Source organism: Bacillus sp. 22-7, from assembly GCF_010628845.1.
Taxonomy (GTDB): domain Bacteria; phylum Bacillota; class Bacilli; order Bacillales; family Cytobacillaceae; genus Cytobacillus; species Cytobacillus firmus_B.
Genome location: NZ_NJQY01000025.1, coordinates 1 through 20,601, shown reverse-complemented (window position 1 = coordinate 20,601; position 20,601 = coordinate 1). Strand labels below are relative to the sequence as shown.

Genomic DNA, 20,601 nt, shown 5'->3' with positions numbered 1-20,601 from the left:
TGGCAACGTCTTTGTGACCCACTTTCCGTGGGCCTCAACTAACAATCAGTGGGGGATAAAGCCCCCCACTGATTGAAGTTTCACTTTATATACGGACAAATGCTAAGGGGGAGCGGGCTTGATCAATATTTTACTTTGCGACGACCACGCGGTGGTCAGGATGGGTTTGAAAATGCTTTTAAATAACCATGATGACATGCAGGTGGTTGGTGAAGCTTCTGAAGGCAATGAGGGGATTCAGCAGGCACTGGAATTAAAGCCTGATGTGGTTGTCATGGATTTAAGCATGCCCCATGGGAAAGATGGCATGTCAGCAACCTCAGAATTAAAAAAATTAATGCCTGAAATAGCAATCCTTATTTTGACCATGCATGATGATGAAGAGTACTTATTCAGGGCAATTCAAGCGGGCGCTTCCGGGTGTATTTTAAAGAGTGCACCCCATGATGAACTGCTCGCAGCAATCCGGTCTGTTGCAAGCGGGAATGCGTATTTGCATCCTTCTGCAACCAAAAGGCTGATGGAAGAATATATCGGAAGTGTGAAGCAGGGGAACACCGATACATTCAACCTTCTTTCCGACAGGGAGAAAGAAGTTCTTACATTAATAGCCAAAGGGTTTTCCAATAAGGAAATTGCTGAACAGCTTGTGATCAGTGTCAAGACAGTTGAAACACATAAAGGTAATTTAATGGAAAAGCTTCAGATGAAAACCAGGCCGGAGCTCGTTTCTTACGCCTTAAAGAAAGGGCTGCTTGGCTATGGAATATAAGGGGTGCAGTCCCAGAGAAAGCGTCCAAATCGATCAGGCTTGTGAGAAGGTGCTGACTGAGCTTGAATGTGATTTTGTTGGATTGGCACTGCAGAATACGGATGGCCCGGATGTAAAATGGCATTATGCCGCAGGAAACAGCAACGAGAAATATAAGCGGATAACAGTAAGGTACGGCAAAGGCATCGCAGGGAAAGTGATTTCAACCGGAAGGCCGATGTATGTGGACAACTTTCCCGAAAATATTGCCGGGAAAGCATTGGAATACCCGATTATGCTTGCTGAAGGCCTGAAACATGCATATGCTGTTCCCATTCATTTTAAAGGAATCCCCAAGGGGGTCCTCTTGATCGGGAACCGGTCGGGACAGCCAATAAATGAGAACAGGCAAAGTACAGCAAGGGATGCAGCCAGGACACTTGAAAAAAAGCTGAATGGTTAAAATAATGCAACTGGAGGAACGTAAATGGACAGGAATAATCAGCTGGCGAATAAGAGAGAGATTGCTCCTGATTCCAGTGATGCAACGATTCTTGTAAATAGATTTGGGAACATCTCTTATGCGAACGGGCAGGCACAAGAGCAATTTGGATATAGCGAACAGGAGCTGCAGGGGAAGAGCCTGGAGGAATTGCTTCCTGAGATCACTCTGCTTGAAACAGAAGAGGGCAAAGTGGTTCACCAGTATGGACAGCACCGTAATGGTGGCATATTTTCCATTTTTTACAGAATTAATTCTTTCAAGCTGGCAGAAGAAAGCTTTTATCTAATCATTTTTCACTCAGTCAAAGACCGTTCCCGCTTAAAAAAGCAGCAGTCATATCCGTTAAAGGAATTAGTTGACCTGCAATTTGCCCTGGATGAATCAACCATTGTCGCCTTTACAGACAGAAAAGGGAAAATCACCTATGTGAATGAAAAGTTCTGTGAGGTATCGAAATATTCGGCAGAAGAGCTGATAGGCAAGGACCATAGAATTATAAACTCCTCATACCATTCCAAAGATTTTATGGAAAATCTTTGGACTACTATTTCGAGCGGGGAAGTCTGGCGCGGAGAAATTAAAAACAAAGCCAAAGACGGTACTTATTATTGGGTAGATACTACGATCGTTCCTTTTATTGATGAAAAAGGGAAGCCGTATAAATACCTGGCCATCCGGAAGGAAATAACTGAATATAAGCGTGTTGTCGAGGAGCTGAAAAATTCCGTAAACGAGCTGATTGATTTAAAGTTTGCCCTGGATTCTTCATCCATTGTGGCCATTACAGATCAGAAAGGCACGATTACGTATGTGAATGATCAATTCTGCAGCATCTCAAAATATTCAAGGGAAGAATTGCTGGGACAGGATCATAGAATTATAAACTCAGGGTACCATTCCAGAGATTTTTTCAGAGATTTATGGAGGACCATTACTTCCGGGAGGGTATGGAAAGGCGAGATCAAGAACAGAGCTAAGGATGGAACTTATTATTGGGTGGATACCACGATCGTCCCATTCCTTAATGAAAAAGGGAAACCCTATCAGCACCTTGCTATTCGACATGAAGTCACACAGCGAAAAAATGCAGAAGAAGAGCTGCAGAAAATGATGACAAGAATAATAGATGTTCAAGAGGATGAGCGGAAAAGGCTGTCACGGGAACTTCACGACGGAATAGGACAAAATTTGTACAGCCATCTGATTACCATTAATAGGCTTCAGGCTGAAATAAGCCATCCGCTGCTTGATCAAATGCAGGATGAGGCTACTGAAATCATTGAAGAGCTGCGGGATCTTTCATGGGAGCTTCGTCCCTCAGTGCTTGATGACCTGGGTCTGATTCCTGCGATCCGATCCTACCTGGTCCGTTTTTCAGAACATCATAATATCAATGTCCATTTTGATTGTTACCTGGCTTCCCGCCTTAGTTCAAATAAAGAAATCACCATCTATAGAATCATTCAGGAAGCACTGACAAATATAAGAAAATATGCTGAGACAGATGAAGCAGCAGTTACAATCAGGCAAATGGAAACAGAAATCCGCATTGTCATTGAAGATAAAGGCAGAGGGTTCAATGTTAATGAAGTTTCAAGAGGAGTCGGCCTTTTTAGCATGGAAGAGCGGGCAAAAGCTGCAGGCGGTTCCATAAATGTTTATTCAGAAGAAAATAAAGGCACAAAAATTATACTTGAAATTCCGTTATAGAAAAAAGCTGCCGAGTTTTGGCAGCTTTTCTTGATGCGTTTCTAAATTACATATCCTAATAAAGTTCCGCCGATTGCTCCTGTCACAACAATGATCCAAGGCGGCAGTTTCCAATAAACAAGCATGCTGAATAATACTGCGGCAAAGGCAAAATCCGCCGGCTCCAGGATGCTGCTGGTCCATATGGGATGATAAAAGGCAGAGATTAAAATGCCGACAACTGCCGCATTCACACCCATTAATGCGCCCTTGATGTTAGGGTTGCGGCGAAGTGTGTCCCAAAATGGGAGTGTTCCTAAGATCAGCAGAAAAGCAGGCAGGAAGATTGCAGCCGTTGCAAGCAAACCGCCCTGCCAGCCGTTCATCACTGCTCCAAGATATGCAGCGAAAGTAAATAACGGCCCCGGTACTGCCTGAGCTGCACCGTATCCTGCCAGAAAGGCTTCTTCACTTAGCCAGCCTGTTGGGACGAATTCTCGTTCCAGCAAAGGAAGGACAACATGACCGCCGCCGAAAACCAGAGATCCTGAACGATAAAAGCTGTCAAATAAAGCAACCCACTCCACTGCGGTTAGCTCCCTTAAAATAGGTAGCCCTATTAAAAGGCTAAAAAACAACACTAAACAGCCAATGGCAAAGCCTTTGGAGATTGGGAACTCCATCGGTGCATTATCGTTATCTGCATGCTTTTTATAGATTAAAAATCCGATAAAACCAGAGACAAGGATGACCGCAACCTGCGTAATGGCTGTCTGCCATAAAAGTGTTGCAATAATTGCAAGCAGTGCCAGCGTTTTTCGGGGAAGGTCAGGTACAAGCTTTTGTGCCATTCCCAGGACAGCGTGAGCCACTACGGCCACCGCGACAATTTTAAGGCCGTGAATCCAGCCGGCTTCTGCCGGATTAATGCCTTGAAGAAGAATGGCGAAAATGATCAGAGCGATGACCGATGGCAAGGTGAAACCAAGGAAAGCCATTATGCCGCCGGCTGCTCCAGCCCTCATGACACCAATGCCAATTCCAACCTGGCTGCTTGCAGGACCGGGAAGGAACTGACAAAGTGCAACTAAGTCTGCGTAGCTTTTCTCATCCATCCATTTTCTTCTGCGGACATACTCATCGTGGAAATAGCCGAGATGAGCTACAGGTCCCCCGAAAGAGGTTAGTCCAAGCCTTGTTGAAACCATTAATATTTCCAGTAAAGTTTTAAGGCCAGTTTTGTTTTTTTTCATATGCATCTCCTTTAATCTTTAATTTCTTTAAAAAGCTCATAAGCTTTTTTTCTCGCTTCTTCCAGAACCATAATCCCTTTTTCAGTTGCGGTATAATACTTTCTGATTCTGCCATCGACATTTTTCTTTTCCTGTTGAAGGAGCCCGTCTGACTCCATTGAATGCAGGATCGGATACAATGTTCCGGAACTGATGCTGTATCCATGCTCTCTCAGTTCGTCAGCCATCCATGCGCCGAAGACAGGGTGCTCCTTTGCATGATGAAGAATATGGATTTGAATAAACCCCAGAAAAAGTTTTCGCAGTATTTTATCTTCCAAGCAAAAGCCTCCCTTGTTAATTTCGAAAATCGATATCGGATTTCGATAATTGGATGATACCAAAATAAAGGTGACAGGAAAAGGGGAGTATCTAAAATTTACAAAACTTTAACATAGGCATAAAAAAGAACGCTCTTTAAAGCGTTCCATTATCAGCTATTCTGTTCATTTCTTAGAATTTCATAAGCCTGATAACCGGCTTCTGCCGTTAACTTTTCCCACAGCTGATCACGCAGTATATCGAGTTCAATAATCCTTCTCGCCAGATCTATTGTATTTTTTGATTCCATAATGGCCCCCTGATTAATAACGGAATGAATTGCTGCTTTTTTTAAATATATCCTCAAGTTCCGTTAGGGTCAGCTTTTGTAAAGCAGGTTCAGAATGCTGATATTCGCTCCCTGATTTGACCAGCAGATCAATTAGATATTGGCGTTTTTTCTCAATGGCTTTCCGTAAATATTGCATTACTGTCTCCTCTTTTCTTTGAGTTTTTGTTTATTCTAAAATAATTGCAGCTCTAATTCAGTTGTTATGTTAATTTTTCTGACATGGTTTTTGCTATTTTGTTAGATTTTCTGACAGTGCAGGTGATAAAGATTGAAAAATTAGTATAATGAAAGAAATTAGTATATAGAGGTGATGTGATTGGATAGAGAAACATCTTACAAAACCAGAAAAGTCATTTCGATTGGGACGGTCAGCGAGCTGACAGGACTTAGTGAACGGCAGATTCGTTACTACGAAGAGAGGAAATTGGTATTCCCTGAAAGGTCAGAAAGAGGGAGCAGAAGATATTCTTTTCTCGATGTGGAGACGCTCATTGACATAGCCAACAAAAGGGAGGAGGGAGTCCGAACAGAAGAAATCCGCTCTGAATTGAAGCGAAAAAAGAAAAAAGACGATAAAGCATCACGGGCAAAAATGATTCAGGGTCAGATTAATGCGCAGTTTGGGATACCGAAGAAATAAATGAGAAAGTGATTATTCTGCAGGCAATAATCGCTTTTTTTATTCAATTTCTATTCAGGCTTATAAGGTATGCTCCGATCTTAGCGAACATTTTTATATTAAATATTAGACAAAAGGTCTTTCTTTCGTTTACCATTTCCGTTAAGATGTAACCCTATATAAGAGAGTTTTCAATTTTAGTTTTATAAAGCAGGTGGAATAATGGGGAAAGAATACCCGCCAACAATAGAAGTAATTGAGATATGCTTGCTTGCGGGGAAAATCATGCTCCAGGGCGGGGCAGAAACGTATCGGGTCGAAGACACCATGACAAGGATTGCTGCTTCCCTGGGCATACCGCACTCACATAGCTATGTAACGCCAACCGGTATCATATTTTCAACAGATGGAACTGAACCGGCAAAGCTGATTCGGATCTCAGAACGTTCAACGGATTTGTACAAAGTGACATTGGTGAACGGAGTTTCGCGCAGGATCAGCAGCGGTGAACTGGATGGAAAGGAAGCATTGGCAAGGCTGAAGGAAATTGAAAGTGCCGACTATACCTTCCCTGTATATCAGCAGATTCTTGCAGCCTCAATTGCAAGCGGCTGTTTTTTAATTATGTTCCTTGGAAGCTGGACTGATTTTATTCCAGCCATGATTGCAGGCGGTCTTGGGTTTGTATCATTTTTATACGTACATAGAGTTGTCCAGATCAAATTTTTCTCTGAATTTATTGCTTCATTATTAATTGGCCTTATCGCCTATTTCTTTGTGTACTCAGGAGTGGGCACAGAGCTTGATAAAATCATCATCGGGTCAGTCATGCCGCTCGTTCCGGGGCTATTGATAACAAATGCAGTCAGGGATTTAATGGCCGGGCACCTTGTTTCCGGACTGTCAAAAGGCGCTGAAGCATTTTTGACAGCTTTTGCCATTGGTGCCGGGATTGCTCTGGTCTTCACTTTTTAAATGCAATAGCGGAGGAATATGCCTATGTTTATGTTGACTCATATGATTACAAGCTTTATTGCATCAGCAGGGTTCGGAGTGCTTTTCAATGCCCCGAAAAAATCGCTGCTGAAATGCGGCTTTGTCGGGATGGTCGGCTGGTTCGTTTATATTTGGCTTGTCAATTGGCAGTATGATGCAGTCATTTCTTCATTAATTGCTGCTTTTACGATCGCCGTGATCAGCCAGATTTTTGCCAAAATGTATAAAACACCTATTATTATTTTTAGTGTTGCCGGCATCATTCCACTGGTCCCGGGTGGGATTGCTTATGATGCGATGCGGAATTTTGTTGAAAATGATTACAATATGGCCATTCAGCTCGCTGCAAAAGCATTCATGATTTCCGGAGCCATCGCAGTAGGACTTGTCATTTCAGAAGTAATCAATCAAATGATCCGCAAAGTTCAGTTCAAATCAAGGACTTGAATTTCAGCTTATGCTTTAACACCATCCTTATAAAGCGGTACACCCAAGACTCGTTCAGGAAATAAAAGGAACGGGTTTTTCTTGTAATCTATTCCAGGTGAATTTATAATCAAATATATTTGATTTTTTCAGAAAAAGGAGAATAAAATGATCCCACGGTTTTTTAGCTACTATAAGCCGCATAAGCGCTTGTTCATTCTTGATTTTAGTTCAGCAGTATTCGTTGCACTCCTTGAATTGGGCTTTCCGCTTGCGGTTCAGTGGTTTATCGACAGCCTGCTTCCAAGCGGGAATTGGTCCATGATTGTTTCTGTCAGTGCCGGCCTGCTTGCTCTTTATGTGACGAGCACACTTCTTCAGTTTGTGGTTAACTATTGGGGCCACAAGCTTGGCATCAACATCGAAACAGATATGCGGCAGCAGCTTTTTCAGCATGTGCAAAGGCAGTCTTTCCGCTTTTTCGATAATACCAAAACAGGGCATATCATGAGCCGGGTGACAAACGACCTTATGGATATCGGAGAGCTTGCCCATCATGGACCGGAGGATTTATTTATAGCGGTCATGACGTTTGTGGGTGCATTCTGGATTATGCTGACGATTAATGTCAAGCTGGCTCTTGTAACCATATTTGTTCTTCCGTTTCTTGTATGGCTGATTACGTTCTGCAATATTAAAATGAACAAAGCATGGAAAAGAATGTACGGTGAAATTGCCGATGTCAACGCACAGGTAGAGGATAGTGTATCTGGTGTTCGTGTGGTTCAGTCTTTTACAAATGAAAGCTATGAGATTGAAAGGTTTAAGGAAAACAATGGAAGATTCCGTCTTGCCAAGCTTGCAGCTTACAAGATTATGAGCTTCAGTGCATCCGGAGTCTACATGCTGACCAGATTAGTTACGCTGATTGTTCTTGTATACGGTTCCTGGCTGAGCTTCAGCGGGCAGCTTTCATACGGTGAATTGGTTGGATTTGTGCTCTATGTGAATGTGCTATTAAAGCCGATTGATAAAATCAGCGCCCTGATGGAACTGTATCCAAAGGGAATGGCTGGTTTCAAGCGGTTTTTAGAAATCATTGATACTGAACCGGAAATTGAGGATACGAAAGATGCCTTAGAGGTTGAATCCTTAAGGGGTGATATCCGTTTTCAGGATGTATCTTTCAGTTATGATGAGCATAAATCGGTGCTTGAAGGAATTGATCTTCAAATAAATGCAGGTGAAACAGTTGCTTTTGTAGGACCTTCTGGAGCCGGAAAGACAACGATTTGTTCTTTGATTCCACGCTTTTATGATGTGAATGGCGGAAGTATTAAGATCGATGGCATGGATATCAGAGACATGACGAAAAAATCACTGAGATCGCATATTGGCATTGTCCAGCAGGATGTCTTCCTGTTTACCGGTACCCTGAAGGAGAATATAGCTTACGGAATGCTTGGTGCTACAGATGAGCAGATTGCGGGCGCGGCTAAAAAAGCACACCTGCAGGACTTCATTGCATCTCTACCGGATGGCTGGGAAACACAAATTGGGGAACGGGGATTAAAACTGTCAGGCGGACAAAAACAACGAATCGCCATTGCGAGAATGTTCCTTAAAAATCCGCCAATCTTAATCCTGGATGAAGCAACCTCGGCGTTGGATACTGAAACCGAACAAATTATTCAAACGGCATTGAACGAGCTTGCCGTAAACCGCACCACACTGGTCATTGCCCACAGGCTTGCAACCATCCGCAATGCGGACAGGGTAGTCGTTGTCACAGAAGACGGCATTGCTGAAGAAGGCACACATGATGAACTGATCGAAAAGAACGGAATCTTTGCAGGTCTTCATAATGTACAGTTTCAAAGATAAGCAGAATCCATCTGGATTCTGCTTTCTTTTATTACTTCGAAATTTAAAAATTATGTAATAAATTAAGATTAATTTTCAGAATAGTCAAAAAGTACTATTGGTTTTTCTGTATTATTTGGAAGTTATTAACTAGAACAGGACTTATGTGGTATAGACAACTATACTCTAACTCTATTAATCTTACAATATGTAAACCCTTTCATTAAGAAGAGGAGGTTAAAGGCTGATGAAAATTCATAAAAATAAAGGAGGCACTATGAAAAATAAAACCATGCTTGTTGCGCTATCTGCCGCACTTAGCACATCACTCTTTATTCCGGCAGCAAATCCTGCATCTGCGCAAAGCTCTGAAGGAGTTAAGCCAACGATGGAAATGAAAAACAATAAAGATGTGAAACACAAATTTCACCCTATTTTTTCGTGGGATCGTCCTGGGCCGATTTCTCCTATTCTTCATCCTGGTTCTGCAGCGGGAGCTGGGATGGTTCAGCAGCCGCTGGATGAAATCGATCCATTAATGGAGGAGATGATTTCAGAAGGCGTCATGCCGGGTGCTGTCACTTTTGTGGCAAGGCGAGGCCATATCGTCAAGCATGATGCATATGGATATTCCTACCGCTACACGGATGATAAATTTACTGAAGCTCAGAACCCGATTGAAATGACCGAAAATACCATCTTTGATCTGGCTTCAATCAGTAAAATCTTTACCACAACTGCCGCAATGATATTGTATGATGAAGGACGCTTTCAGCTGGATGATCCTGTTGCTGAATATATTCCCGAGTTTGCCGAAAACGGAAAGGAAAATGTAACGATACGCCAGCTGATGACACATACTTCAGGCTTTACTGCATGGATTCCGTTATATTCGCAAGGGAGCAGCAGAGAGGAACGGATGCAAATCGTTTTTAAACATCCATTGGCCAATGAGCCGGGCGAAGCGTATACATACAGCGATTTGAATATGATTACGCTCGGTGCAATAATCGAACGCCTTTCAGGACAAAGCCTGGATGAGTTTGTGGAAAAACGCATAACCAAACCCCTCGGTATGAAGGATACGATGTATAATCCGCCAGAATCTTTGAAGCATAGGATTGCAGCCACGGAATATCAGCCTGCTATCAACAGGGGGCTTGTGTGGGGAGAGGTTCACGATGAAAATGCCTGGTCGCTTGATGGAGTTGCCGGACATGCGGGTGTCTTTTCCACTGCCTCCGATCTTGCCAAGTTTGCCCATATGTATGTAAATGACGGGCGGTATGGCGGCAAGCGGATATTAAAAGAAGAGACGGTGAAAATGCTGATTCAAAATCAAATCCCTCAATTTCCAGGTGATGATCATGGCCTGGGCTGGGAGCTTGGCCAGGGATGGTTCATGGATGCCTTATCAGAGGGGACTTCGCTTGGGCATACAGGGTACACTGGAACATCCATTGTCATAAACCGAAATAATGGCACGATTGCAATTCTCTTAACAAACCGTGTGCATCCTTCAAGAAATACGGTTACAACGAATATTGCAAGGCGTGCATTTGCAAGACAGGTGGCGGATTCAATTCCTGTAGCTATTCCGGGAAAAGAGCCGGCGTGGTTCTCAGGATATGGAGATAAAGTTCAGCATGAGTTAACCGCTAAAGTGGATCTAAAAGAAGAGGCGGTCCTGTCGTTCGATACCTGGTACAGAACTGAAACAAATGCAGATATGGGTTTGGTTGAGTTCTCAGAAGATGGCGTTAATTGGAAACAGGCAGCACAGCCATATACAGGCAGCAGCATCGAGTGGAAAAAGGAAAAGCTGACGATTCCGGCAGGAACTTCCCACATCCGATTCCGTTACGTGACAGATAGTACAGTAAACGGCAGAGGCTGGTATGTTGATAATGTAAAACTCCAGCTTTCAGATGGACAAAAAGTGACGCCTGCCCTCTCAGGAAACGGTTGGGAAAAAAGAAATTACTAGTATTCGATTTTTTAGTAAAAAGTAAGCTCATATGAAAAAGCAGTAAGGACGGTGGAAGAAATGGGTAAAGTCAGCAAAGTTATGCTTATTTTCCTTCTCACAATTACACTTGCCGTTTCGCAATTATGGATGGGAGGATCCTTGAAAAACGCAGCGGCAGAAAGTACAGTAAAGGATTTAATACTCCTGGAGAATGTACCCCAGGCCAGTACGGAAATCAGTGGAGAGGCATTCCAATTAAAAGCGCTTCATGTATATAAAGAAGGGCATTTCATGAGAGTATCTGAAGGGCTGAAATGGAATTCCAGCAATAAAACTGCTGCAGCAGTTGATCAGTCAGGGAATATTACTTTGAGAGGGAAGCCGGGAAAAACCTTTATCAGTGTAACAGACGGAGTATATAAGGACCGTATCGGACTTCAAATAAAACCTGACCATAAAAAGGGCAGCAAAGGCAAGCCTGCTTTTAAAGTGAAAATTATAAAAGAGCATGGGAAACGGTATGACCTCATCAGCCGGGCAGTGAAAAATATGTCAATTGAAGAGAAGGTAGGCCAGATGCTGATGCCGGATTTCCGCACCTGGGAGGGACAAAATGTCACTAAAATGCTGCCGGAAATAGAAAAGCTGGTAAAAGATTATCATCTTGGCGGGGTAATATTATTCCGTGAAAATGTGGTGACAACCGCACAGACTGCCACATTGGTTTCAGATTATCAGAAAGCTGCCGATAAATTCGGCTTATTGATGACGATTGACCAGGAAGGCGGAATTGTTACACGTCTTCAATCAGGAACTGACATGCCTGGCAATATGGCGTTAGGGGCTGCCCGTTCTGAAGAAATTTCCCGCAAGGTCGGAAAGGCGATTGGGGAGGAGCTTTCATCACTCGGTATTAATATGAACTTTGCACCTGTCATGGATGTAAATAATAATCCCGACAATCCTGTAATTGGCGTTCGTTCATTTGGGGAGGACCCGCAGCTTGTTGCTGACTTGGGTGTTGCTTATACTGAAGGATTGCAATCAGCAGGTGTTGCTACTACTGCAAAGCATTTTCCCGGACATGGAGATACAGCAGTAGACTCACATCTTGGATTGCCTGAAGTGCCTCATGATAAAGAACGTCTAAAGGAAGTTGAATTGTATCCTTTCCAAAAGGGAATGGAGGCAGGAGTGGATGCCATCATGACTGCCCATGTTACCTTCCCTAAGATTGATGACACGAAAGCAATTTCGAAAAAAACAGGTGAAGAAATCGCCGTCCCGGCCACTCTTTCCCATAAAGTGCTGACAGAACTTATGCGTGAAGAAATGGGATATGAAGGGGTCATTACAACAGATGCAATGAATATGAATGCCATCGCTGAACATTTTGGACCAGTTGACGCAGCCGTTCGTGCTGTCAAAGCTGGAACTGATATTGTGTTAATGCCTGTTGGCCTTCAAGAAGTTGCAGATGGGCTATTGACTGCTGTGGAGAATGGAGAAATCTCGGAAAAACGCATTGAATCATCAGTTGAGCGGATTTTAACACTGAAAATAAAGCGGGGAATTGTGAAAGAAGAGACACCGCAGCCGATTGATGAAAAAATTGCAAACGCTCTTAACGTAGTTGGATCAGAAGAACATAAACAAATAGAAAAAGAAGCAGCAGAACGTTCTATCACATTGGTGAAAAATGAAGGAGATGCACTGCCATTACAAGTATCTCCTGAGGATAAGATTGTCGTTGTCGGTAATACGTATATTACAGACTTAAAGAACGCAATCAGCAAGTTTCATGCAAACACAACGGTCATCCAGACCTCAAGCTATGTATTAACGGAAGAGCAGAAGGAACAAATCAGGAATGCCAGTGCGGTTATTGTGGGCTCCTATACGTTTAATGTATCAGGACGATCACCAGATAGCGCCCAGATGAAGATGGTTAATTCCATCATTGCTGAATCAGAAGCTCCAGTTATTTCGGTTGGCATCCGTAACCCGTATGACATCATGGCCTATCCGGAAGTTGATGCTTACATTGCACAATATGGCTTCAGAACGGCGAGCTTTGATGCAGCAGCAGGTGTTATCTTTGGCCAGATTAATCCTTCAGGAAAATTGCCTGTAACAATTCCGGGTACAGATGGCACTGTACTATATGAATTTGGGCATGGATTGAGCTATTAAGAAAAAACTGAAATTTTTAAAAGGCTGTTTTCTTATATTTAATTTGCTGAGTTGATTGGAGCGGAGGGCACTTGACTCCTGCGGGAAGAGAGGGAAGTGTGAGACCCCGCAGGCGAAGCCGAGGAGGCTCGCATTCCTCCCCGCGGAAAGCAAGTGCCTGGAGCGGAAATCAACGGGCTGAATTCAAAACAAAAAACAACAATCTTTGGGAAAAGTGCCTTTAAAAAGGAAGGATACATGCAGATCTGGTTCTTGTATGTATCTCATCCTTAAACAGGGAGGGGAAAAATAATGAAGAAATGGTTTATGGGTTTTTTGACAATGATTCTCGTACTCTCTTCTTTAACTGTTGTGCTAGCAGATAACGGCAATGGCAAAGGAAAAGGCAAGAAAAAGAAATTCGAGCTTGGTGTTGAAGTCCTTTTAGATGAAAAGAAGGACCTCATAGAAGGAAAAAAAGTTGGCTTAATTACAAACCCGACTGGGATCGACTCGAATTTAAACAGCATTGTTGATATTCTGCATAATGATCCGGACGTGGAGTTAACTGCGTTATATGGTCCGGAGCATGGAGTCCGCGGGAGTGCGCAAGCGGGAGAATATGTTGAGTATTATATCGATGAAAAGACAGGGCTTCCTGTTTACAGCTTATATGGAAAAACCAAAAAGCCAACCCCTGAAATGCTTGAAAATATTGACGTGCTTCTGTTTGATATCCAGGATGTCGGAACACGTTTTTACACGTACATTTACACAATGGCTTATGCAATGGAAGCAGCAAAAGAAAACAATATCCCTTTCATCGTGCTGGACAGGCCTAATCCTCAAGGTGGCACAAAGGTTGAAGGACCGGTGCTTGATATGGAGTATTCCTCCTTTGTGGGGAATTACCCGATTCCGCTTCGCCATGGCATGACTGTAGGTGAACTCGCCGAATTGTTTAATGAAGAGTTTGAAATAGGTGCAGACTTAACTGTTGTTAAGATGAATGGATGGAAGCGCAATATGTATTACGATGACACCAAACTTCCGTTTGTCATGCCTTCTCCTAATATGCCAACACTCGAAACAGCGTTAGTATATCCGGGAGCGGCATTGATTGAAGGAACGAATGTTTCTGAGGGGCGCGGCACAACAAAGCCGTTTGAACTGATTGGTGCTCCATTTATCAACGCTGATGATTTCGCTGGACATTTGAACGGTCTAAATCTTCCCGGGGTAACTTTTAGAGCTGCTTCATTTACACCAAGCTTCTCCAAGCATGCAGGACAGCTTTCCCACGGGATTCAGATACATGTTACACATCGCGATGCATTCAAGCCTGTCGAGACCGGACTTCACATTGTGAAGGCGATCCATGATATGTATCCGGAAGACTTCGAATTCCGTGCAGAGAACAGTGCTGGAATTTCATTCTTTGACAACCTGATGGGCAATGGCTGGGTACGTGAAGCCATTGAGGAAGGAAAAACTGTTGAAGAAATCTCCTCCAAATGGGAAAAGGAATTAAAACAATTCAAAAAGACACGCGAAGAATATTTACTCTATTAAATTTGGAAGAATATTTACTCTATTAAATTTGCAGGAAAGAACCTGGCGGCATTATGCTCCAGGTTCTTTTTTTGCGGGTCAGCGCAGCACTGATGGTCCCTGGTACTGAATTATAAAGCCTGTTCATATTATGTAATAATCCATGGAGAAAGAGGTGTGTGAAAATGCTGGGGTTTTTACAGAAGATTGGTAAGTCTTTAATGCTGCCGATTGCAGTTATGCCTGCTGCTGCACTTTTGCTGAGGCTGGGACAGGATGACCTTTTAGGGATTCCATTTATATCTGCAGCTGGGAATGCTGTATTCGGACATTTGGCTCTCTTGTTTGCCATTGGAATTGCCATCGGTTTTTCTAAGGATGGCAGCGGGGCAGCTGCCCTTGCTGGAGCGGTGGGTTATTTTGTACTGACTGAAGGTGCCGCTGCCATAAACGAAACGGTCAATATGGGGGTTTTTGGCGGAATCATTTCCGGTATTATTGCAGGGCTATTATACAATAAATATCATGATATTAAGCTGCCGGAATGGCTTGGTTTCTTTGGGGGAAAACGGTTTGTGCCGATCATCACTTCACTCGTTATGATAGTCATTGCCTTTTTGTTCGGGTATGTGTGGCCGCCGGTACAGGCAGGCATTAACAGTGTCGGCGATTGGATAATCGGTGCAGGTGCAGCGGGTGTTGGGGTCTTCGGATTCCTGAACCGTCTATTAATTCCGGTTGGTCTCCATCATATACTGAACACACTTGTCTGGTTTGAATTTGGCGAGTTTACCAATGCAGCAGGGGATGTCATCAAAGGAGATTTATGGCGCTTCCTTGCAAAGGATCCCTCAGCTGGAATCTTTATGACAGGATTTTTTCCTATTATGATGTTTGGGCTTCCTGGTGCAGCACTGGCCATGGTTGCGGCTGCTAAGAAGGAAAGAAGGAAAGCAGTGGCAGGAGCGATGGCCGGACTCGCATTTACTTCCTTCCTGACCGGTATTACAGAGCCGATTGAATTCCTGTTTATGTTCTTATCGCCGGTTCTATATTTAATTCATGCTGCTTTGACAGGCCTGGCTATGTCCATTACCTATGTCCTGGATATTCATCATGGTTTCGGTTTCTCAGCAGGCGCCCTCGATTATATTCTTAACTTCGGTATTGCCCAGAAGCCGGTTCTGCTTGCTGGGATAGGTCTCCTATATGCCCTGCTGTATTTTGCGGTTTTCTATTTCCTGATAAAGAAACTGGATTTGAAAACACCTGGAAGGGAAGATGAGGTTGAAGGTGAATTTGAAGGAAATTCCTCTCTAAGGGGCAATTATGCTGAAGCAGCAGTTGCTTATCTGGAGGCATTGGGCGGTAGAGAAAACCTTGAAGAAATCGATAATTGTGTAACCCGCCTTCGTTTAAGGGTAAAAGATATGTCTCTTGTCGATGAAGGGGGATTAAAACAGCTGGGAGCAAAAGGAGTCATCAAACTCAGCAAAACCAGTTTGCAGGTCATTGTGGGAACCGATGTAGAATTCCTTTCAAATGAAATGAAGAAGAAACTATAAAATTGGCAATCTGGCTCTGATGAAGGGCCAGATTTTTTATTGAGAGGCAGTGATTGGACAAGTGCCAATTTTTGAATCGCAGGGTTATTTGTTTATGCATGTCCAACTTTGGAACATACCATAAAAGCGTAAGGGTATCCTTTATTTTGTAAGGAGGGACAAATGGAATGTTAGGACTCGGAGAATTTTTACTTGCAGTGATTTTACTTGTGGTATATCTGCTTGCAGGATTACTGGCTCCTTCTGCACAGCCAGGACTGCGTTCATTAATTTGCAGTGTTCTAAGGTGCGGAGTTTAATAATAGTTAAAATCCTGGGTGTTCCCAGGATTTTTTCATGATTCATAGATGATTGTCCATTTCAGTCTCATAAAAACTACATAGAATGTAAATTGAGAAACAAGGAAAGGACTGGTTGAGTTGGGAGAGAGTGATCAAAACAAAGATCAAGTGCAGGCTGTTAAGCAGATTGCAGAGGACTTGCTAAAAGAGGAAAAAAGCCAAGATCTTGGTTCAATCTTTAAGATTGCAAATAAATTATTAAGAGATGAGTCATTTATTGGCCTGGTTGAAGAGATTGGCAAAAATCCAGAGGGAATCTCCGAAGCTCCGACAGAAGGAGAATCAGCAGAGACTGGCGGCGAAATCGAAAAGGAACTGGCAGGATTAAAAAGGGAAGTACAAGCTTTAAAATCCGAACTTAATAAAATGAATATTACAGTGGCGGACCTGCAAAAGCAGAATGATTCTCTATTGGGTATGTATTTAAAAGTGATAAAAGCTGCAAATAAGGATTTTAAAAAAAGCATAGACATTATTTCAGCTTTCGGTAAGCTTAATAAATAGATTTATATAGCATTGCTGACAAAAGTGATGCTTTATTTTTTATGGTTTGGAAGCTTAATTAACTGCATAAAAATGGAATAGTATTAATTAAAAAATTTCGTATTCCGATAAAAAAGTATTGTGCTCTGCAGGAAAATCATTGATAATCTTTTAAAGATAGAGTGATACTCATCTATACATTTTTCTGATGAGGGGGAGTACATTGAAAATTCGTGTATCCGCTGTGCAGTATCATCTGCACACCATTCGTTCATTTGAAGAGTTTGCCAGCCAATGTGAGCATTATATTAAAACTGCCCAGGAGTTTGGGTCTGAGTTTGTTTTATTTCCTGAGTTTTTCACCACACAGCTTTTATCAATAGGAAGCGAGCAGGGAACAAGTCTGACCATTAACGAACTGCCTGGTTTTACTGAACAATATAAAAACCTATTTTCCAATTTTGCTAAACAAACAAACATGCATATAATCGGCGGTACACATGTTATTAACCGAGATGGACGCCTTTATAATGTGGCACATTTATTTTATCCGGATGGGCGGATTGAAGAACAGGCAAAACTGCATATCACGCCTACTGAAGTCCATGAGTGGAATATGTCACCTGGCGAAGGCCTTCGCGTATTCGATACAGATAAAGGCAGAATAGCCATTCTGACTTGCTATGACATAGAGTTTCCGGAAATCGTCCGTATGGCTAAAGCCCAGGGAGCAGATGTTATTTTCTGCCCTTCCTGTACAGACGACCGTCATGGGTTCCACCGTGTCCGCTATACAAGCCATGCAAGAGCGATTGAGAATCAGGTGTATGTTGTGGTTACAGGGACAATTGGCTCCCTGCCTACTGTCGATTTTATGCGTGCCAATTTCGGGCAGGCAGCCGTCATTACACCGAATGATATTCCATTTCCGCCTAAGGGGATTATGGTGGAAGGCGAGCTGAATGACGATATGATTGTGACTGCCGATCTTGACCTTAGCCTTTTATATGAAGTCCGTGAGCGCGGTTCGGTTACGACCTGGCGGGATCGCAGAACAGATTTGTATGTAGACTGGGAAAAAGAAAATATCGAAGGATAGCATATGGCATATCGAAGCGAATTTTTTGTGTTTGACGGGGATAAGCCGCTGCCGGCTGTAATCAGAAATTATACGAAAGAAGATTTCGATCAGTTAATAGACATTCAGGCAGAATGCTTTCCGCCGCCATTTCCTTCAGATTTATGGTGGAATCGTGAGCAGCTGGCAAATCATGTAGAACTCTTTCCGGAGGGTGCACTCTGTATTGAGGCTGATGGAGTATTGGCAGGGTCCTTAACCGGGCTGATTGTTGATTTTGATCCTTCACACCCACAGCATACATGGGAAGAAATAACTGACAGCGGCTATATACGCAATCATAAACCTCAAGGGAATACATTATATATTGTCGATATAAGTGTACGGCCTGGTTTCCGTAATCTAGGTCTTGGCAAACTTTTGATGCAGTCTATGTATCAGACTGTCATAAACTTAGGACTTGATCGATTGCTAGGTGGAGGACGGATGCCCGGCTATCATAAATGCGCCCATGAATTGTCCGCCGAAGACTATCTCCAGCAACTGATCGAGGGGAAAAAGAAGGATCCGGTCATTACATTTTTGCTGAGGTGCGGCAGGACACCTCTTTGTGTTGCAGAAAATTATTTAGAAGATGAAGAGTCCCTTAATTATGGCGCCTTGATGGAATGGAAGAATCCTTTTAAGGATATGCGTTTATAATTCGGCAAGAAGCCCTTTTTTTTAAGGGCTTTTTAATTTGAAGTTTAGCGGGCACACTGAAAAGGTAAAGGATATCATAATGATGTTCAAACCGAAATGAGGGATCCGTTCATGGTTGTAAAAAGAATAATTAAAGCTTTTATAGTAAAACAAGGTGCAACTATAGTAAAAAAGTATGTTGTTCCGGCAGTAAAAAGAAAGCTGAAGAACAGGAAATAGATTTATGCAGGCATCTTCCATTGGGAGGTGTTTTTTTTGGGACAAAAGAAATATATAATCCCTTGTAATCTAGTGATATAGGAGGGAGCATTATTTGTCTTATTATGTAGAAATAATAGGAAAAATTGTAGATATTCAAAATTCTGAATTTTCTTTAATATAGAAACTGCAGTATTTCGGGACGCTTAAATTCTAAAGTGTACCGATTACATAGGCAACACAAATAAGGAGGAATAAATTTGAAAAAGAAAATCCTGATTAAAACAGCATTAGCAGGGGCGCTTGTACTCTCAGCTGGAGGCACGACAGCTCTTGCGCATGACGAATTCAGCGGAGGTATAGAAAAAGGCGATAGTCTGGCCGGTGTTGAATTAGCGGTTCCTTTGCTTGAAGGCAGCAAGAATACAGGTAATCTTCAAGAAGTGGCTGCTGTTCCTCTAAAAGAAGTTAAAGAGGGGATACAAAATTCATCGGGTGATGTTTATGCGCATAAAGGCTTTGCTTATGTAGGCACACATACAAAAAATGGCGGAGAAGGTGGTGTCCGTGTATTTGATATGAAAGATCCCTCAAATCCAGTAGAAGTGTCGTCATTCGCTCACCTTCCAGGGACTTGGCAGGAAAAAGTGATTGTGAAAACGGTGAATACAAAGCATTTCAAAGGAGACTTAGCTGCAGTCAGCGTTCAAAAGGTCGACCGCACCAACCCTAATGCAAAGGGAGGATTTGTATTATATGATGTAACAAATCCAAGGGAACCGAAAGAGCTGGGTTTCTGGGAAGATACATCGGGTGCGAGAGGAACACATGAACTTTACCTGACAGTCCAGGGGAATAATGTTTATGTGCTGACTGCAAATTGCTATGCAGATCTATACTCTCATGGTGAGAAGATGGATGTTAATATTGTAGACGTTTCAAAACCATCGTCACCTGAAACCATTTATGAATTTAATCCGCGCAATTATATTCCTGAAGTAAGTGATGAGAATTATGACGGGTATAATTGGACTGATGAAGAAGGAGTTAAAAGGGCAGCATTCGCACATAGCGTCAAAACAGATGGAACCGGGAATACAGCCTTCCTCTCCTACTGGGATTTAGGAACAATCATGCTTGATATCAGTGATGCCAAAAATCCGGTTTACCTTGGCAGAACTGATTTTGCCAACGATGTTCAGGGAGCTGCCCATTCAATGGATTTAGCAAAAGGCGGGAATGTCCTTATTGAAACAAGGGAGGTATTCGGACCTACTAGAGAGGGCTTTGAGAGTGCCTATGGGTACACCATGATTTATGATATTAAAGATAAAACGAATCCAAAGCTGCTAAGTACCTTTAGAACGGATTTCACTGAGAAGATTCCTGGTGGTGCGACAGTTCACGATCCTAAGGTCCAGGGGAACACATTGTACCTCTCCCATTATGCTGGCGGAGTGAGGACAGTAGACATTACTGATCCATCTAATCCCGAGGAAATTGGTGTCTATATACCAAGCAAATCTAATATTTGGGGTGTATTCGTAGATCGCAATTATGTGCTTGCATCTGATATGGGTTCCGGCCTTAAAGTTCTGCAGAAGAACGGCAGCCACTAATAACTGAGATACGTGAGTTCTCTCCATGCTGTGATGAAGTATGATTTTTATACTGAAAGTAAATGAAAGAGATTCTCAGATCTCACTTGTTCTCATTATGTTAAAAATGAATCCGATAAAAACAGCTGAAAATTTCAGCTGTTTTTTCTATGTGCGCCCGGCATGGGTG

At 42.7% G+C, this 20,601-nt stretch carries 20 protein-coding genes; 16 read left to right on the top strand and 4 right to left on the bottom strand.

Annotated elements, in window-relative coordinates:
- The first annotated feature begins 118 nt into the window (after positions 1-118).
- Genes CE058_RS17775 through CE058_RS17765 form a run of 3 tightly spaced genes read left to right on the top strand, consistent with a single transcriptional unit; the run spans position 119 to position 2,966 of the window.
- Positions 119-772, top strand: a complete 654-nt coding sequence (locus CE058_RS17775) for a response regulator (protein ID WP_048011333.1) — start codon at positions 119-121, stop codon at positions 770-772.
- Positions 762-1,214: a GAF domain-containing protein gene (locus CE058_RS17770; protein WP_163144453.1), complete on the top strand. Its 453-nt coding sequence runs from the start codon at positions 762-764 to the stop codon at positions 1,212-1,214. The genes CE058_RS17775 and CE058_RS17770 overlap by 11 nt, the downstream gene beginning before the upstream one ends.
- A 24-nt stretch (positions 1,215-1,238) precedes the next feature.
- Positions 1,239-2,966: a PAS domain-containing sensor histidine kinase gene (locus CE058_RS17765; RefSeq protein WP_163144451.1), complete on the top strand. Its 1,728-nt coding sequence runs from the start codon at positions 1,239-1,241 to the stop codon at positions 2,964-2,966.
- 41 nt (positions 2,967-3,007) lie between these two features.
- On the opposite strand, the gene CE058_RS17760 is transcribed toward CE058_RS17765, so the two are convergent.
- The 4 genes from CE058_RS17760 to fbpA form a co-directional block, all read right to left on the bottom strand.
- Positions 3,008-4,204 carry a chromate transporter gene (locus CE058_RS17760; RefSeq protein WP_163144449.1) on the bottom strand — a complete coding sequence of 399 codons (1,197 nt, stop codon included), beginning with the start codon at positions 4,202-4,204 and terminating at the stop codon, positions 3,008-3,010.
- Between the two features lie 5 nt (positions 4,205-4,209).
- The gene (locus CE058_RS17755) at positions 4,210-4,518 is read right to left on the bottom strand and encodes a PadR family transcriptional regulator (RefSeq protein ID WP_163144447.1); all 309 of its coding nucleotides are present in this window, start codon (positions 4,516-4,518) and stop codon (positions 4,210-4,212) included.
- Positions 4,519-4,670: 152 nt separating this feature from the next.
- A complete protein-coding gene (locus CE058_RS24830) occupies positions 4,671-4,808 on the bottom strand; it encodes a hypothetical protein (protein WP_197087755.1) in 138 nt (45 codons plus the stop codon).
- A gap of 13 nt (positions 4,809-4,821) precedes the next feature.
- Entirely contained in the window at positions 4,822-4,986 is a 165-nt protein-coding gene (fbpA, locus tag CE058_RS17750) for a Fur-regulated basic protein FbpA (protein ID WP_163144445.1), read from the bottom strand.
- Positions 4,987-5,166: 180 nt separating this feature from the next.
- Here fbpA and CE058_RS17745 point away from each other — a divergent pair, with 180 nt between their 5' ends.
- From CE058_RS17745 to CE058_RS17690, 13 genes are all read left to right on the top strand, one after another.
- Entirely contained in the window at positions 5,167-5,490 is a 324-nt protein-coding gene (locus CE058_RS17745; protein WP_163144443.1) for a MerR family transcriptional regulator, read from the top strand.
- Between the two features lie 201 nt (positions 5,491-5,691).
- Complete coding sequence (locus CE058_RS17740; protein ID WP_048012038.1) at positions 5,692-6,444, top strand: threonine/serine exporter family protein; 753 nt, start codon at positions 5,692-5,694, stop codon at positions 6,442-6,444.
- Positions 6,445-6,468: 24 nt separating this feature from the next.
- A complete protein-coding gene (locus CE058_RS17735) occupies positions 6,469-6,912 on the top strand; it encodes a threonine/serine exporter family protein (protein ID WP_163144441.1) in 444 nt (147 codons plus the stop codon).
- 147 nt (positions 6,913-7,059) lie between these two features.
- Positions 7,060-8,775, top strand: a complete 1,716-nt coding sequence (locus tag CE058_RS17730) for an ABC transporter ATP-binding protein (RefSeq protein WP_163144440.1) — start codon at positions 7,060-7,062, stop codon at positions 8,773-8,775.
- Between the two features lie 226 nt (positions 8,776-9,001).
- On the top strand, positions 9,002-10,741 hold the full coding sequence (locus tag CE058_RS17725) for a serine hydrolase domain-containing protein (RefSeq protein WP_163144438.1): 1,740 nt from the start codon (positions 9,002-9,004) through the stop codon (positions 10,739-10,741).
- 60 nt (positions 10,742-10,801) lie between these two features.
- Entirely contained in the window at positions 10,802-12,916 is a 2,115-nt protein-coding gene (locus tag CE058_RS17720) for a glycoside hydrolase family 3 protein (RefSeq protein WP_163144436.1), read from the top strand.
- Between the two features lie 291 nt (positions 12,917-13,207).
- On the top strand, positions 13,208-14,467 hold the full coding sequence (locus CE058_RS17715; RefSeq protein ID WP_163144434.1) for an exo-beta-N-acetylmuramidase NamZ family protein: 1,260 nt from the start codon (positions 13,208-13,210) through the stop codon (positions 14,465-14,467).
- A 164-nt stretch (positions 14,468-14,631) separates the two neighbouring features.
- On the top strand, positions 14,632-16,011 hold the full coding sequence (gene nagE, locus CE058_RS17710; protein ID WP_163144432.1) for an N-acetylglucosamine-specific PTS transporter subunit IIBC: 1,380 nt from the start codon (positions 14,632-14,634) through the stop codon (positions 16,009-16,011).
- A 167-nt stretch (positions 16,012-16,178) separates the two neighbouring features.
- On the top strand, positions 16,179-16,310 hold the full coding sequence (locus tag CE058_RS25135) for a hypothetical protein (protein ID WP_286168058.1): 132 nt from the start codon (positions 16,179-16,181) through the stop codon (positions 16,308-16,310).
- A 120-nt stretch (positions 16,311-16,430) separates the two neighbouring features.
- Positions 16,431-16,856 carry a hypothetical protein gene (locus tag CE058_RS17705; RefSeq protein ID WP_163144430.1) on the top strand — a complete coding sequence of 142 codons (426 nt, stop codon included), beginning with the start codon at positions 16,431-16,433 and terminating at the stop codon, positions 16,854-16,856.
- Between the two features lie 202 nt (positions 16,857-17,058).
- Positions 17,059-17,934, top strand: coding sequence for a carbon-nitrogen hydrolase family protein (locus CE058_RS17700; protein ID WP_163144428.1), 876 nt, complete (start codon positions 17,059-17,061; stop codon positions 17,932-17,934).
- A 3-nt stretch (positions 17,935-17,937) separates the two neighbouring features.
- On the top strand, positions 17,938-18,615 hold the full coding sequence (locus tag CE058_RS17695; protein WP_163144426.1) for a GNAT family N-acetyltransferase: 678 nt from the start codon (positions 17,938-17,940) through the stop codon (positions 18,613-18,615).
- 458 nt (positions 18,616-19,073) lie between these two features.
- A complete protein-coding gene (locus CE058_RS17690) occupies positions 19,074-20,432 on the top strand; it encodes an LVIVD repeat-containing protein (RefSeq protein WP_163144424.1) in 1,359 nt (452 codons plus the stop codon).
- Positions 20,433-20,601 lie beyond the last annotated feature (169 nt).

Coding starts and splice junctions, on each gene's coding strand:
- CE058_RS17695 (WP_163144426.1), top strand. CDS start 17,938: ATGGCATATCGAAGCGAATTTTTTGTGTTTGACGGGGATAAGCCGCTG.
- CE058_RS17770 (WP_163144453.1), top strand. CDS start 762: ATGGAATATAAGGGGTGCAGTCCCAGAGAAAGCGTCCAAATCGATCAG.
- CE058_RS17765 (WP_163144451.1), top strand. CDS start 1,239: ATGGACAGGAATAATCAGCTGGCGAATAAGAGAGAGATTGCTCCTGAT.
- CE058_RS17735 (WP_163144441.1), top strand. CDS start 6,469: ATGTTTATGTTGACTCATATGATTACAAGCTTTATTGCATCAGCAGGG.
- CE058_RS17725 (WP_163144438.1), top strand. CDS start 9,002: ATGAAAATTCATAAAAATAAAGGAGGCACTATGAAAAATAAAACCATG.
- CE058_RS17730 (WP_163144440.1), top strand. CDS start 7,060: ATGATCCCACGGTTTTTTAGCTACTATAAGCCGCATAAGCGCTTGTTC.
- CE058_RS25135 (WP_286168058.1), top strand. CDS start 16,179: ATGTTAGGACTCGGAGAATTTTTACTTGCAGTGATTTTACTTGTGGTA.
- CE058_RS17740 (WP_048012038.1), top strand. CDS start 5,692: ATGGGGAAAGAATACCCGCCAACAATAGAAGTAATTGAGATATGCTTG.
- CE058_RS17760 (WP_163144449.1), bottom strand. CDS start 4,204: ATGCATATGAAAAAAAACAAAACTGGCCTTAAAACTTTACTGGAAATA.
- CE058_RS17720 (WP_163144436.1), top strand. CDS start 10,802: ATGGGTAAAGTCAGCAAAGTTATGCTTATTTTCCTTCTCACAATTACA.
- nagE (WP_163144432.1), top strand. CDS start 14,632: ATGCTGGGGTTTTTACAGAAGATTGGTAAGTCTTTAATGCTGCCGATT.
- CE058_RS17715 (WP_163144434.1), top strand. CDS start 13,208: ATGAAGAAATGGTTTATGGGTTTTTTGACAATGATTCTCGTACTCTCT.
- CE058_RS24830 (WP_197087755.1), bottom strand. CDS start 4,808: ATGGAATCAAAAAATACAATAGATCTGGCGAGAAGGATTATTGAACTC.
- fbpA (WP_163144445.1), bottom strand. CDS start 4,986: ATGCAATATTTACGGAAAGCCATTGAGAAAAAACGCCAATATCTAATT.